The following is a 13,077-nucleotide window of genomic DNA, read 5'->3' as shown; positions in this document are numbered from 1 at the left end:
TCCTTACGTTAGAGTAAATTCACTCCTCATCTTAGTTTCGATATTATAACAGATTTCCCGGGCAGGCTTCACCGTTGCTTTGGATTGCATTAGTGATATAAAGAAAACGAATTCCGGGATCTCTCGTTAGCTTTTACGCGTACTAATTGCTTGGATGACCATTGCGTTGCGACTTACAGGCGAGTAATGGTATAACCTTTTTCCTTCAGCTTGGTTACAATCCCGTCTTCACCCAGCATATGACCCGCTCCGGCAACTACAAAATATGTTTCTTTGTTTTCATTGTCCAGATAACCTTCAATTTTTTCAATCATTCCGATATTGCGGTCTTTGATCACGGCTTTATAATATTCCGGTTTTTCCTTCATGGCTTCCGTCGATTCCGTCAGCGCAGCTTCGTCTCCAGCAAGCCACACATTCACCATTGGCTCAATGCTGTTGGTACGAAACACACCAGCCATTGTCTCAGCGCTGTTATCAGGTTGATGGAATGTTTCAACCGTTTCCTTCAGCAAAGAAGCTATAAGCTCATCCGAGAAATTGTTTAACATTGAAAACTGGGAATCATGGGACTCCAGTTCCAGTACAGACTTCCCGGAAGCCAGCGCCTTTTGCAGGAAATACGTATCAATGCCAAGACCGCCTTCATAACCGTTTAGTTGGGATTTGATAAGAACCAACCTACTGTAGACCAACCAAGCTTTGATAGAATCGTATGCTGTTTCAGGTGCTCCGAGTTCCTTTAAAATGTCTTGAAGCTTTGCATACGTTTTGGCATCAATATGGTCAGCCAGAGTTGTGTTATCATCATACAGCATATATTTTTTTTGTATGTCAGCCATCTCTTCCTCGTCCATTGGAGCAACAGTGTTTACTTCCACAACCAGATGATCGGAATTAGCATACGCCACATTCATTTCAGGACGCATCGGGTACAAATCGTCGCTGCCAACATGGATAGAACCAAGCAAGTACACTACCGAGCCGTCCTTCTCTACTTTCCAGAAAAAGCCCTTGCTGTCTTGCTGCTCCAGAGCAGCAGCACGGTTTTTGGCATCCCAGCCAACGCGGTAACCTGCATTTTCAGCCAGGAAACGAAGCGGAGCATAGAGTGTACCGTTTACGATTTTTGGAGCAACCGTCAGTTGATGCGCCTCATCGTTCGCCATGGCCTGATTATTGTCGCGTCTCAGGGCAAAGGATAGCTCGCCTTTCGATGCATAAAGAGTAGAGGTCTCCGCTTCCCAGCTCAGTTCATAATCCAGTCCTTCCAGGAAGGGCTTAACTGGAATCAACGTGGTTGCATTTTCAAAAAACGGCTGTCCGTTATCAAATGTAAGCTGCTTTTCACCAAGCATGATCGGTACGGAAGGTGTAGCAGCTTGCGCTTGTGCACCAGTGGCAAATACAAACAACATGACAAAGCTTAAAAATAATGCCGTTAATTTCTTCATTTCATTCTTCCCTACTTTCAAAGTATTATTTGCAAGGATAGCTTACCGCCTTCCTTAAAATTCCTTGTTCCGATGGATTCGTACAGATAAAAAATAGGACAAAACAAACATCACTAACGCAATGGCCAGGGAGACCTGCCCCACGACAGGACTTCTGTAAGTAATAGTGCTGTCGGACAAATGCAAGAGATACCAGACCAGCAGCTGCAGTCCCACCGACAGTCCGCCCGCCGTAATCAGCAGAGTATCGCTTTTTTCGGCTCCAAGCTTCAAAATAAGCGGATAGGCGATCGCAGCGGTTGAAATGGACAACGGCAAGCCATAGCTGTAGCCGAAGATGAGTGTATCGTTGAACTCGTTCTGCAAGCTTAGAAGCACCACTGTAACCAAGCTGACCGCCAATCCCATTAGGATTAGAAGGATAAACGAAATATATTTGGCATTGATAATTGTCTTTCTACTGACCGGCATGGTAATTTCCCACTTGTTCCACCCGGAGGTTTCATCCATCTTCAAAGAGGCGCCCATATTGGAGATAAACATGAAGACCTGCATGGCAACGATCATGGAAATCATGGAAGCTTCCAGAAGCGGGACAAACGCCATCGGCAAAGTGATATAGAGTGACAGCTTGATATTTTCCTGCATAGAATATAAGTTATTTGCCAGCAAACCTTTCATCTTACCGTTCCCCCTTTATCAGCAAAAGCATGATTTCATCAATGGTTCCCGTATCGACAACAATCCCGCTGTACTTTCGTTCGAAAGCTTTCCTGTTCTCCACCAGCACATCGATTTGATAATCTCTCTTTTTATAAGCCATCATGTCCGTCCGGTCGATAAGCTGAAACTGTTCGGCTTTACAGCGGGCAATGCCGTAATCATAGATCAGATGATCTTTTTTCTCCGTCAAAATCACTTTTCCGTGATGAATGAAGGTGATGTAATCGGCAATCTTCTCTAAATCGCTGGTGATGTGTGAGGACATCAGAATAGAATGGTTTTCGTCTTCGACAAATTCCAGAAATACACCTAGAATCTCCTCTCTGACAATAGGGTCTAAACCGGCGGTTGCTTCGTCCAAAATGAGCAGTTGCGGCCGGTGTGACAAGGCTACGGCAAGTGCCAGCTTCATCGTCATTCCCCGCGAAAACTGTTTGATTTTTTTGCCCATGTCAATATTAAATCTCGCTGTAGTTTTCAGGAAAAATTCCTGATCCCACTGTTTATATACACCCGCCATCACCTTCGCCAGTTTTGCCGGTGTCAGTATCCCGGAGAAGTTGACCGCATCGAACACTACGCCCACTTGCTCGCGAATATCCGTATCCTTGTCACCCATTTCCCGGCCAAGGATTTTCACGGTGCCGTTGTCTTTCTTAATGGTATTTAAAACGGCATTCATGGTTGTCGTCTTTCCCGATCCGTTCTCGCCGACAAACCCCATAATCGTTCCGCGGGGAATAGAAAACGATACATTGTCCAGACGAAAATCGGACTGGGGATAGGTTTTGGTCAGATTTTTTATTTCCAAGCTGTAAGTCATAATTACTCCTCCGTATAAAAAATGGTCAACAGCTCAATCATTTTTTCTAATTTAATTCCGCCGGTACGGGCAGTCTCAACCGCAAGATTTAAATGTTCTTCTACTTTTTTCTGCAGCTCTTCCTGCATAAAATCTCTGTTCTTCGCCGCCACAAAACTGCCGCGGCCAACAGTTGTTTCTATAAATCCATCCCGCTGCAAATCTTCATAAGCTTTTTGCACCGTAATCACGCTGACGTGGATTGATTTGGCCAGTGAGCGCATGGATGGAATCGGATCACCTGTTTGTAGATCCCCATTCATAATCATGGCTTTGATTTGCGACGTGATCTGCTCATAAATGGGCTTACTGGTGTTACTGCTGATGATGATATCCACACTAATCCCCCAATTGAATCATAGTGTACTTATTGTATAAGTACACTATGATTCGATTTTGTCGTTTTGTCAATAAAAAAGGGAAGAAAAAACTCCACAGTGGTATTATCCCTTTTAGTAGACAAGAGAAAAAAGACATCTGTTAAGATGGACTTAATCTTGCCTAATGGAGGGGATTTTTTCATGGCTAAAAAAGGACAAACTTTCTGGAGGTACTCCTTGGAATTAAAATTGGAGGCAGCCCGGCTGGTCAATGAAGAAGTTTTCCAGTATGCAAGAAGAAATGGCTTATTTGCGAGCGGAGATTGAATATTCCAGATTGTAGAGGACTTGCGAGTGCTTGAGCGAATACATACTGTTTTACAACCAAACCGATTTCAGAAAAAACTAAACGACCGTTCCCCGGTAGAATACCGGGAAACGGCCGTAGCTTAAATCTTGTCTTCTTTTATACTGTCTACTTGACAGGGTTAAGACCACAGGGGAGGCTTTTTTACCCAGACCTCAAAATTTCGCCCTACTTGTGATACGGTTCACCGTAACGGTTTTTAGGATAAACTATCGGGTGACATGGCTACTCTGTTACATTCGCATACAACGGTTAATACAGGCACGCAAAGTCACTTTTGGTGTCTGCTTCGAGGCCCGCCGATTGTACGAAGACAGACAAAAGTATCTGCATGACGAGCTTCTATGATTGAAGGAGCATTAGCTGAAGGCGAGAACAGAAAAGCTGCTCAGATGGCTCTGGAACTTCTCAAACTTGGAGTCGAAACAGCTATTATCGTGAAGGCATCTGGACTGTCTGAGGCTGAAATTATTGCTCTAAAAAGGCAAAGGTAAAATGACGTGGTGAAGAGTCAGTCCGATGATGGCTGACTCTTCTTACTATTTTAAGAATAAGTAGTGGCTGCCAAGAATCGTAAGCAGCTTTTCACATTTAGAATCAGTCAGCTCCCCTGCCTTATCTGATCGACGTTCCGGTTCATCAGATGCCGAACCACCCTGCTATAGATTATTTTCTTGAACGGACTGAGCCCTTGCGGATGGCCCGTGAAGAAGGCATCGGGGCTGTCATAAATCCCGAAATCCTGAACGATTCCTTCTTTTTGCACGTAGGTATCATTTTCGTTCCAATATATATCCGGATTTTGAAAATTATCGGTTGCAACGCCATAACCGCAAAATGAACCCGTACACTGCTCGAATTTTTGCTGAAGCTTGGTCAAATAGGGGATATCCAGTATAAATCCCTCAATTTTCAACCAATTACCTTCATATAGCACTTCAACCCAGCTATGAATGATCTCCTGGGGGGACAGTTGGTAATACCACCCTTTCATTGCCCCCTTTTGCAGCTTCTTATCGATGGCAAATCCATGCATACGGCATGGCACGCCCACAGCCCTTAGCAACGCCATAAAAAGCACACCCTTTGTATTACACTGACCGTAGCCATCCTGCAAGACTTCCGAGGCCGGAATATCATCCGCCCGGTTATAGCCGAACCGGATTTCGTCACGGACGTAGTTATATATGCCGAGAATTTGTTCCTTCCTGGACATCGAATCCCACTGGCGGCTGTGAACAATTTGCAGAATCAATGGGTGAGAATAGTTCAGCAATGCGGTTTCCTTCAAGTATGCACTCATGGAACACACCTCCTGCACCCATTGTAAGGTTAATACAGGCAAGAAACTTTTAAAAAGACGCTATCTTTGCGGATATCCTTCGCCGTCATTCCCAGCAACTGTTTGCTGGTGGCGGCTAAATGTGACGGACTATCAAATCCTGCTGCCATAGCCGCATCCGTAATGCTGAGCCCCTCAAAAATGAAATAGGTTGCCTTCTGCAGCTTGTGAAGCACCATGTACCCGCTAAGCGAAATGCCTGTATTTTCTTTAAAGAGGTGCGACATTCTGCTGTTGGATAAACCAAATTGCCGGGCGTATTGACTGACGGAGTGTTCGGAGTCGGTGCAATCTTTTATGAGCTGAATAAACTCTCTTATTCTCGGATCAACAATAGCTGTATTCACCTGTTGTACGCCCAATAGCATCATGAGTTGTCCCAGAAAAGAACGATAGCTGTCCGGGTCCTTAACGCCAGCATACTCTTTTTGCACAAATTCGCGAATGCTCTTCATCTCTCCTTGCGGAAACACATGATACGGCTGCTCCTCCAGATACCGCTTAAAGCCTGCAGCCATCTCAGAGGTGCTGTCTATCAGAAGGAGCATCAACAGGTGTCCCGCTTCTTTTAAGCGATGAACAACGTTCGAATTGATAATGATACCTGGACCACTCAAGCTTTGCCCCGCTACCTCAATGTCAAATTCGCCTGTTAATGAAATCGTCACCTGTAAAAAAGAATGCCGGTGCTCTTCCGCATCAATAGAATCTGACACCACCATCAAGTGATGCTCCGCTCCATATAAATTCATCATCCTCTAATCACTCCAAGCTCATCTAGTTTCGCCGTCACTTATGATAAGGCTCCCCCCTCATAATCTTCACCACCCGATACACCTGCTCCACAAGTACCAGCCGCAGAAGCTGGTGGGGATAGGTGAAGCGGCCAAATGATATCCTCAGGTTGGCACGTTGAAGGACTTCATCGGACAGGCCCAAGCTTCCGCCGATGACAAAGGCGATCTGGCTGCGGCCATAGGTGGCTAATTCCTCCATATGCTGGGCCAGCTTGTCCGACGTCCAGAGCTCGCCCTCAATGGCAGTTGCCACAACATAAGTGTCTGGCTTCAGGTGCGCGAGGATTCGTTCTCCTTCTTTGCGTTTCACTTGCTCTTCCTCACTAGCGCTTAACTGCTCGGGTGCCTTTTCATCAGGGACCTCCGTTAACGTCAATTTGATGTACGGGGTGAGCCTTTTCGCGTACTCCGCAATGCCCTGGGTCAAGTACTTCTCTTTCAGCTTACCTACTGCAATAATTTGTATATTCAATGATTTGCACCACCATCATGTTCATTATGTATAACGCCGCATATATCTCTAGCATATCACAAAAATGCCTTGTTCCTGCCTATAGTATAGTTCGCCAAAACCGTCCTAATACACAATTTAATCCCAGCATAAACTATCAATTAGCCCGCTCCTAGCCATACAGCCCATGTTTAGTTTTTTTATCTGGCGGTAAATAACCTATATCGTCCCTTTTTCCTGATCGTGATTCGCTTTCCCAGCACGCTGTATCAGGATACGCGGCTCTGCCCTAGTCTTGTCTTTGTCTATGAAATACATTGAACACAACTGGAGGAAATCACATGACGAAACCCAAACCAATAATGTTGATGGCTGCTTTAAGCGCCGTACTACTATTGAGCGCCTGCGGAAACAACTCGCAAGCAGGCACAACGGTCCCTGGCAATCAACCCGAATCCAATGCGACGAATCAGACACAAGCAGGGAATAACAACACAGACTCAGCCAACAACGCCCTCACAGACCCTGTCGACTCTAACCCGGAGAATGATAAGCCTAGTGAGGAGATCCTCATTGATATTGATCAGACGCCAAAGCCGATTGAGAACAAAGGAAGCTTTGATTTTCAGGTGAAGCAAGTCCCCGAAGGCTACAGACTTCAGGAAATGCAGTGGTCGTCCGAAAATAACAACACCGTCAATACGTTTGAAGAGGCCATAGAGCATGGACAAACCGGCGAAGACGGCTTCTATATCAGCGGCGACGGGCAGTTTATGGGCTTCTTCTATCCCGAAGACATGAAGGGCGAAGCAGGCAAGGTCACCTTCGTATTCGTGAATGAGCAGGGTCAGGAATTGACTTGGGAACAAGAAATTACGCTCAATTAAAGCAAAAGTCCCTCTGCAATCGCAAAAAAACAGCAAGTGTCAGGAGCCACCCGGGAGAAATCTCCCCCGGCCCTGACGCTTGCTGTTTAGTTCTTCATTTCGCCCAATACAGTAAGCTGCGCTAATTAATCCAACTCCGCCCGCAAGAATAAATCGCGTATCAGCGCCTCATTCTCACAGGCTTGTTTAAAGCCAACCGCAAAGGCCTGAAGCGCCTCCCGATCGGAGGAATAGGCACAGAACATCGACCCTTCCGGGTCGAAGCGGATGATGCCCTGCAGGTCGGGCATCTGCTCAGCCAGATACACAAAGGCCAGAGACGCCCAATCATACCCGCTGCCCTCAAAGCCTTCGTCGGCCCGCGACGCAAACAATTCCGTCAAATATGATCCAACCGGCAAAATGACCGACATCCCCCGCTCTCCTTGATCCACCAGCTTAAACGGAGCTACATCCATATCCTCGTCTTCCGCCGCATTTCCTCCGGCCTCCAGCTCCAGACGAGCGATGATCTCCTTACGCGCATCCTCTGCCAAGCTCAGAGTCCCCTGATCCTTCTTAATCAAGCCCTCTTGCATGCGTTTATCGAGCCAGTCCGTGATCCAGGCAGGAGCATAGCCGCTTTGGCCAAATTCCCCGCCGAACGCAATCATCTTCGGATAAATATCGAGATATTCCTCCCGCGTAGGCCGTGGATAAGCATTTGTGTACAGCCAGAACTGCACATCGTACATCAGCAGCGACAAGTCATCCGCATGGAAGGAGAAATGTCCCTTTTCCCCCACAATACGTGTACATACCGCCCGGATCTGCGATTCAAGCTGCTCGGCATCCACCGCTTCCGCCTTGCTGCACAGCTCCTCCAGCAAAGGTGAGAACTTTCCTTCCGCCACCTTGCGCAAATCGTTCGCTTTATCCTCCATTGAGGTATCGTACTCCTCTTCACTCACCAAGCCGCGAATAAAGGTCTCAAAATCCGGCGCCAGGAAAGTAATTTCATACTCCGACTCCTGATCCACATGGATTACCTCGGGCTCCCCATCCTTGCCGCAATGACGGTAATCGAGCATGACCACATCATGACCCGCCGAAGGACAGTCACAAATGACGACCCCGATATCCGGGTATCCCCAATCCTCGATCATGAATCGGCTACCCATATTCCCACAGAGCGATTCATCTTTATCTCGCCCAATTCCCATGATCGATGAGATCGCTATATGGTCGTCAGCCCAAGAGGTAGAAATTTGCGTTGGGAAGCAGGTATTCCGAGGAACGCCCCCATTACGCTGTTTCATTAAAGCGATATAGGAAGCGGGCAGCTTGTAGCCTAGCTCCTCCTCCACACTGGCAATCAATGCATCACTAGGCGGATCCATCGTATATGTACTCTCGGCATAGCTGCCGTTATCCCAAAATTCAGACAAATCCAGACCCTCGAAGATCGGCTTCGTTGGAGTCTGCTCTTTTTGCCGCAACGCCTGTTCCCGAATCATCTGATTCTGCTGCTGACGATCAAGGCGTTCCTGACACCAGCCAAGCAACTCTCGTGAGTGCTCATCCTCCGGATCGAGCTCCAGCGCCTTCGTAAATGCCTGCGCTCCTTCCTCAAATCTCCCCAGAAAATAATAAGAGTACCCTGACCGGTAATGCCACGCAGTATCGTTCTCCCCCTGCTCATCAACTTGGGCAAATTGTGTCAACGCATCCTCATAACGCCCTACATTGTTATAAGCACGGCCCAACTGACCGACCATTTCATAATCTCTATTAGCAACAGGGATAGCTTCCAAAGCGTCTACAATATTCTGATGCTCATCTTCCTCATACCACTGTTCCAACTGCAACCGCAACGCTTGATCCACTTTCATCTACCTCCAGAAATAAAGACGTTTTCTCCATCCTACCAAACCCTCCCTATAATATGCATCTGCGATCCAGCGCAATCCCCCTGCTCCCCCGTAAATTGAGTAATTTGATCTACTCCTGCTCTCCCCAACCATAACCCTGGTCCTTCCAATCGGTAGCAACAGGCAGTCATGATGACCCATAGGCAAAGGAATAGAAACAGCAGCACCCATGGACAGATCAAATAAAGTCCTGGACTGCTGCGGTTTCATTAAACGAACGTTAGATGTTATTTTAAGAAGATGCTACTATTCTCTCAATGCAACTATCACCGATTTGATATGTTACATTGATAGCCCGGTTGCAAGACCCTATAACTTCCCTTATCCTTAATCTTGTTGCTATGTTAGTATTATTTGTACTTATTTTCCTATCTTCAGCTATCTATCTGCTTACCCTATCCTTACATCCCAAGAAACGGAGACCCGAACTACCATGAAATCCTCGCCGATGTCCCGGCCTTTTTATTATCTGTGGACCACTCAGACTGCGGCCAATGCCGCAGACGTGCTCTACATTATGGCGCTCACAGTGCTGGTGCTGAACCAGACGAACTCGCTCGTATCAGCGGCGCTAACGCCCTTGATGCGCAGCTTCGCTCAAATGATCAGCGGTCTGATCGCACCATTGCTGATCAATCGCTTTAGGCTGCCTTCCTTACTTCTCTTATCACAATCAGGCCAGTTTCTGCTGTTCATCGTCCTGGCAGTCTATCTGCAAATACAAGGGAGCGATGCTTCCCTTATTCTTGTGTTTGCACTCGTCTTTGTTATGTCTTTCCTTGATGGATGGACGGTACCGACCCGTAATGCGCTTGTGCCGCGGCTCGTTCCCGATGAGCAAAGCCTGCTCAAAGCCAATGGTCTCATCAGTGTCAGCGATCAGGTGGTGCAGTTTGCCGGCTGGGGCTTGAGCGGTATCGTCGTCGCAATGCTTGGCCCGAGTCCGACATTGCTGGTGACAGCGGTGATCTATGGCTTGGCGGCGGCCTTTACCCTGGGCGTGAAGGAACCGGCTGAGTCCGGTGACTCCGCAGCCCATGCCACCACTGCAGCTTCCGGCATGTCTGGCACCGACGGTACTTCTAGTGCTTCCGCCACCACCGGCCCCTCCCGCTGGCACACACTCACCGAAGGCTGGAAGACGATCTGGCGCATGCCGCGCCTTCGCCTGCTGACCTTTATGGACATCATCGACATGCTGGGCGGCTCGGTCTGGGTCGGTGCCTTCACGCTCGCCTTCGTACAGACCGCGCTTGGGCAAGGTGAGGAATGGTGGGGCTTCATTAATGCGGCGTATTTCGCAGGAACGGTCAGCGGTGGATTGCTGGTGCTGGCGTTAGTGCGGACCATTGGCGATCGCTTCCTGTCGGCGATGCTGATCGGCATGGCGGGCTACGGTCTACTCACTGCCGTCTATGCCGTTAACACCGAGCCCTACATCGCCCTCATTCTTGTGCTGCTGATGGGCCCGTTCGCCGAGCTGTCCATCGTCAATCGCCGCACACTCATCCAGCGTAGTGTCGGCAGGCTCATGCTGCCCAAGGTCATGTCCGCCCAGGCCTCCCTGCTGCACCTGGTCTTCTGCATCTCGCTGCTTGGCATGGCTGGTCTGGCTGAATGGTTCGGCATTGTGAACCTTTACCTGCTCGCTGCCGTGCTAACTATGGTTGCCTTTATCGTAGGCGTGCTTGGCCGCCGAAGCTTCCGCGCCCCCGCCGAGCAAGATATCGCAGCCGATTAATCTCCGCCAACCTTCGTACACGCTCCATAAAAGCAGGACAAGCCAGCGCTTGTCCTGCTTTCTTTTTCCCAACCTATCCATCTCTTATCGGCAGCAAAAAGGCGGCCTCTACCCGCAAAGGAGCAGACTACCGCCTATCATTACCTTATTCTTACACCACCAAAAACCGCGCCTCACAGTCGCATTCCTCGCACTTGACCGGCGGCTCCCAATCAATGAACTTCGTGTGCTCGAGATCCACCACGTCCGGGGCCTCCTCGAACTCGTCCACAAACATATCAATCGCTAGCTCCACATGATCCTTGCATACCACGTACATGCTCAAAGCATCCTTTCCTCTACCGCTCCTGCGGCGCGCTTCTCGTATTCAGGTTGTCCTTTATCTGTTCTATCATACTCAGCGCAAAAAAGGAACCTGCTCTCTCACTCCATCTAGCGAACATTTTCTTACAATTACAGTAAAAAGAGGCCGCACCCAGAACTGAACTCCCGGTACCGCCTTGCTGATTATAACCCTTATTCCTTGTCCAAAAAAGCTCCTATCACTTGCCTTCTTCCAGCAGCTTTTGAATATAGCCTTCGATTTTGGACGGCTCATCTGTCGGTGAGAACCGCTTAACCACCTTGCCCTCCTGGTCGATCAGAAACTTCGTGAAATTCCACTTCACCGCCTTCGAACCGAGCAGCCCGGGAGCCTCCTGTGTCAAATGCTTGAACAGCGGATGCGCATCATCCCCATTCACTTCAATCTTTGCATACAACGGGAAAGTCACGCCAAAATTCAACTCACAAGCGGCAGCGATATCCTCATTCTCTCCCGGCTCCTGATTTGCAAATTGACCGCACGGAAAGCCGAGAACCGCCAATCCGCGATTGCCATAATCCTCATGTAGCTTCTGGAGCCCCTTGAACTGAGGAGCAAATCCACACTTCGTCGCCGTATTGACGATCAACATCACCTGTCCCTTGTAAGGTGCCAGCGTCTGCTGTTCCCCGCGGATCGTAGTTACCTCGATATCATAGATTGACATGATTCCATCTCCTTTGCTGAATTCAATTTTTCCTAATTAAATTGTATGCAATTTAATTATTGAAGTCAAATGCCGCTGCACCCTTTCGTGCGCTTTCATACCGCTTTGAGCCGCTTTGACCCCGCTCCATACCTCATGCTATAATTCGACCAACAAATGAATTGTGTCCAATTCAATCGCAGGCAGGTGAACTAACAACAATGTCCGAGACCAATCGCACTAACACAAACATCTCACTCCAACTCGATGACCAGCTCTGCTTCGCCTTCTATGCTTGCTCCCGGGGCATCATGAAGCTGTACCGCCCGCTGCTGCAAGAGCTGGGACTGACCTATACCCAATATATTACCCTTCTGGCGCTGTGGGAGCAGGATGCAGTCACCGTGAAGGAGCTTGGCGGCCGCCTGTTCCTCGATTCCGGGACACTGACACCGCTCTTGAAGAAGCTCGAAGCCATGGGACTGCTGACCCGCACCCGTGATGTGAAGGACGAGCGCAACGTCATCATCACCCTGACCGAGAAGGGGCAGGCACTCCGGCACCAGGCCAAGGAAATCCCCTGCAAAATCTACCAAGACACCAACATCAATCCAGAGGACATCCAGGTACAGCTTGCCCAAATCCGCGGCTTTCTGCATAAGCTTGAATCAGATGGCGCGCTCTAAAAAGACAAGGGGCTGTCCCAAAGTACACTTTGGATCATTCCTACCAATCGTCGAGACAATTGACGGCAGTGCTTACTACGGAACGAGGTGATTTGCGGGAATGTCTTCTTCTAAATCCATTGTGATGCTTGCCTCTCCTAATCAGGCTCCTATTTGGGAGGAACCGGTTCTCTGATTAGCCATCTGCTGCTCACTGTCGGACATTTTGAACTCACTGACGGACATTTCGCTAACGGACATTCTAGACTCTTAGGAGACTTGTTCTCATGATTCGAAGGGGTAACGGACATTTCGGGCGCTTAGGACGCTCAAACGACTCTGGTTCACTCCATTCTACTCTCTAAACAGCCAAAATGTCCGTTACAATTCGGGTTCATCCAAAGGCGGAACGTAAGGAGACATAATGTCCGTTGATATGAACGAAACCTGTCAAGCGCCTCTGTGACTCTCTCGTTTTTGACGCGCTTAAATAAGAGCCTGTCAAGCGCCTTTCTTGACAGGTGGCTCTTTCCGGCGATACTTTTTGA

General features: G+C 48.4%; 14 protein-coding genes and 1 pseudogene. 5 read left to right on the top strand and 10 right to left on the bottom strand.

What is annotated here, in order from left to right; genetic code table 11:
- Positions 1-173: 173 nt before the first annotated feature.
- Genes KI362_RS20605 through KI362_RS20590 form a run of 4 tightly spaced genes read right to left on the bottom strand, consistent with a single transcriptional unit; the run spans position 174 to position 3,377 of the window.
- Positions 174-1,454 (bottom strand): TraB/GumN family protein, encoded by a 1,281-nt coding sequence (locus KI362_RS20605; RefSeq protein ID WP_301630053.1) that lies wholly within the window; start codon positions 1,452-1,454, stop codon positions 174-176.
- Positions 1,455-1,508: 54 nt separating this feature from the next.
- Entirely contained in the window at positions 1,509-2,135 is a 627-nt protein-coding gene (locus KI362_RS20600; protein ID WP_044481509.1) for an ABC-2 transporter permease, read from the bottom strand.
- Between the two features lies 1 nt (position 2,136).
- On the bottom strand, positions 2,137-3,000 hold the full coding sequence (locus tag KI362_RS20595) for an ABC transporter ATP-binding protein (protein WP_301630050.1): 864 nt from the start codon (positions 2,998-3,000) through the stop codon (positions 2,137-2,139).
- 2 nt (positions 3,001-3,002) lie between these two features.
- Entirely contained in the window at positions 3,003-3,377 is a 375-nt protein-coding gene (locus KI362_RS20590; protein ID WP_301630048.1) for a GntR family transcriptional regulator, read from the bottom strand.
- A gap of 183 nt (positions 3,378-3,560) precedes the next feature.
- On the opposite strand from KI362_RS20590, the gene KI362_RS20585 reads away from it, so the two are divergent.
- On the top strand, positions 3,561-3,686 hold the full coding sequence (locus KI362_RS20585; protein ID WP_283248997.1) for a hypothetical protein: 126 nt from the start codon (positions 3,561-3,563) through the stop codon (positions 3,684-3,686).
- 331 nt (positions 3,687-4,017) lie between these two features.
- Positions 4,018-4,220: pseudogene (locus tag KI362_RS20580) on the top strand (hypothetical protein); the annotation flags it as partial.
- A gap of 107 nt (positions 4,221-4,327) precedes the next feature.
- Here the strand turns inward: KI362_RS20580 and KI362_RS20575 are convergent.
- Genes KI362_RS20575 through rlmH form a run of 3 tightly spaced genes read right to left on the bottom strand, consistent with a single transcriptional unit; the run spans position 4,328 to position 6,337 of the window.
- Complete coding sequence (locus tag KI362_RS20575; RefSeq protein WP_301630044.1) at positions 4,328-5,029, bottom strand: transglutaminase-like domain-containing protein; 702 nt, start codon at positions 5,027-5,029, stop codon at positions 4,328-4,330.
- 29 nt (positions 5,030-5,058) lie between these two features.
- Positions 5,059-5,823 (bottom strand): helix-turn-helix domain-containing protein, encoded by a 765-nt coding sequence (locus KI362_RS20570; RefSeq protein WP_301630042.1) that lies wholly within the window; start codon positions 5,821-5,823, stop codon positions 5,059-5,061.
- 34 nt (positions 5,824-5,857) lie between these two features.
- The gene (gene rlmH / locus KI362_RS20565) at positions 5,858-6,337 is read right to left on the bottom strand and encodes a 23S rRNA (pseudouridine(1915)-N(3))-methyltransferase RlmH (protein WP_301630040.1); all 480 of its coding nucleotides are present in this window, start codon (positions 6,335-6,337) and stop codon (positions 5,858-5,860) included.
- A 320-nt stretch (positions 6,338-6,657) separates the two neighbouring features.
- Between rlmH and KI362_RS20560 the strand changes: the two genes are divergently transcribed.
- The gene (locus KI362_RS20560; RefSeq protein WP_301630038.1) at positions 6,658-7,203 is read left to right on the top strand and encodes a hypothetical protein; all 546 of its coding nucleotides are present in this window, start codon (positions 6,658-6,660) and stop codon (positions 7,201-7,203) included.
- A gap of 125 nt (positions 7,204-7,328) precedes the next feature.
- On the opposite strand, the gene KI362_RS20555 is transcribed toward KI362_RS20560, so the two are convergent.
- The gene (locus KI362_RS20555; protein WP_301630036.1) at positions 7,329-9,074 is read right to left on the bottom strand and encodes an Imm51 family immunity protein; all 1,746 of its coding nucleotides are present in this window, start codon (positions 9,072-9,074) and stop codon (positions 7,329-7,331) included.
- A 472-nt stretch (positions 9,075-9,546) separates the two neighbouring features.
- Here KI362_RS20555 and KI362_RS20550 point away from each other — a divergent pair, with 472 nt between their 5' ends.
- A complete protein-coding gene (locus KI362_RS20550; protein WP_301630035.1) occupies positions 9,547-10,854 on the top strand; it encodes an MFS transporter in 1,308 nt (435 codons plus the stop codon).
- 151 nt (positions 10,855-11,005) lie between these two features.
- Here the strand turns inward: KI362_RS20550 and KI362_RS20545 are convergent, their stop codons facing one another.
- Entirely contained in the window at positions 11,006-11,173 is a 168-nt protein-coding gene (locus KI362_RS20545; protein ID WP_301630033.1) for a CxxH/CxxC protein, read from the bottom strand.
- Between the two features lie 223 nt (positions 11,174-11,396).
- Positions 11,397-11,885, bottom strand: a complete 489-nt coding sequence (locus KI362_RS20540) for a glutathione peroxidase (RefSeq protein WP_301630031.1) — start codon at positions 11,883-11,885, stop codon at positions 11,397-11,399.
- A 200-nt stretch (positions 11,886-12,085) separates the two neighbouring features.
- Here KI362_RS20540 and KI362_RS20535 point away from each other — a divergent pair, with 200 nt between their 5' ends.
- Complete coding sequence (locus KI362_RS20535) at positions 12,086-12,550, top strand: MarR family winged helix-turn-helix transcriptional regulator (protein ID WP_301630029.1); 465 nt, start codon at positions 12,086-12,088, stop codon at positions 12,548-12,550.
- Positions 12,551-13,077: the final 527 nt, after the last annotated feature.

The organism is Paenibacillus apis, assembly GCF_018333295.1.
Lineage (GTDB): Bacteria > Bacillota > Bacilli > Paenibacillales > Paenibacillaceae > Fontibacillus > Fontibacillus antibioticophila.
The sequence above is the reverse complement of the archived record's forward strand: the minus strand, read 5'-3'. Positions and strand labels throughout refer to the sequence as shown.

Excerpts from the sequence above, each read along its gene's own strand:
- KI362_RS20585 (WP_283248997.1), top strand. The coding sequence starts at position 3,561 with ATGGCTAAAAAAGGACAAACTTTCTGGAGGTACTCCTTGGAATTAAAA.
- KI362_RS20540 (WP_301630031.1), bottom strand. The coding sequence starts at position 11,885 with ATGTCAATCTATGATATCGAGGTAACTACGATCCGCGGGGAACAGCAG.
- KI362_RS20595 (WP_301630050.1), bottom strand. The coding sequence starts at position 3,000 with ATGACTTACAGCTTGGAAATAAAAAATCTGACCAAAACCTATCCCCAG.
- KI362_RS20545 (WP_301630033.1), bottom strand. The coding sequence starts at position 11,173 with ATGTACGTGGTATGCAAGGATCATGTGGAGCTAGCGATTGATATGTTT.
- KI362_RS20605 (WP_301630053.1), bottom strand. The coding sequence starts at position 1,454 with ATGAAGAAATTAACGGCATTATTTTTAAGCTTTGTCATGTTGTTTGTA.
- KI362_RS20550 (WP_301630035.1), top strand. The coding sequence starts at position 9,547 with ATGAAATCCTCGCCGATGTCCCGGCCTTTTTATTATCTGTGGACCACT.
- KI362_RS20570 (WP_301630042.1), bottom strand. The coding sequence starts at position 5,823 with ATGATGAATTTATATGGAGCGGAGCATCACTTGATGGTGGTGTCAGAT.
- KI362_RS20575 (WP_301630044.1), bottom strand. The coding sequence starts at position 5,029 with ATGAGTGCATACTTGAAGGAAACCGCATTGCTGAACTATTCTCACCCA.
- KI362_RS20535 (WP_301630029.1), top strand. The coding sequence starts at position 12,086 with ATGTCCGAGACCAATCGCACTAACACAAACATCTCACTCCAACTCGAT.
- KI362_RS20560 (WP_301630038.1), top strand. The coding sequence starts at position 6,658 with ATGACGAAACCCAAACCAATAATGTTGATGGCTGCTTTAAGCGCCGTA.
- KI362_RS20600 (WP_044481509.1), bottom strand. The coding sequence starts at position 2,135 with ATGAAAGGTTTGCTGGCAAATAACTTATATTCTATGCAGGAAAATATC.
- KI362_RS20555 (WP_301630036.1), bottom strand. The coding sequence starts at position 9,074 with ATGAAAGTGGATCAAGCGTTGCGGTTGCAGTTGGAACAGTGGTATGAG.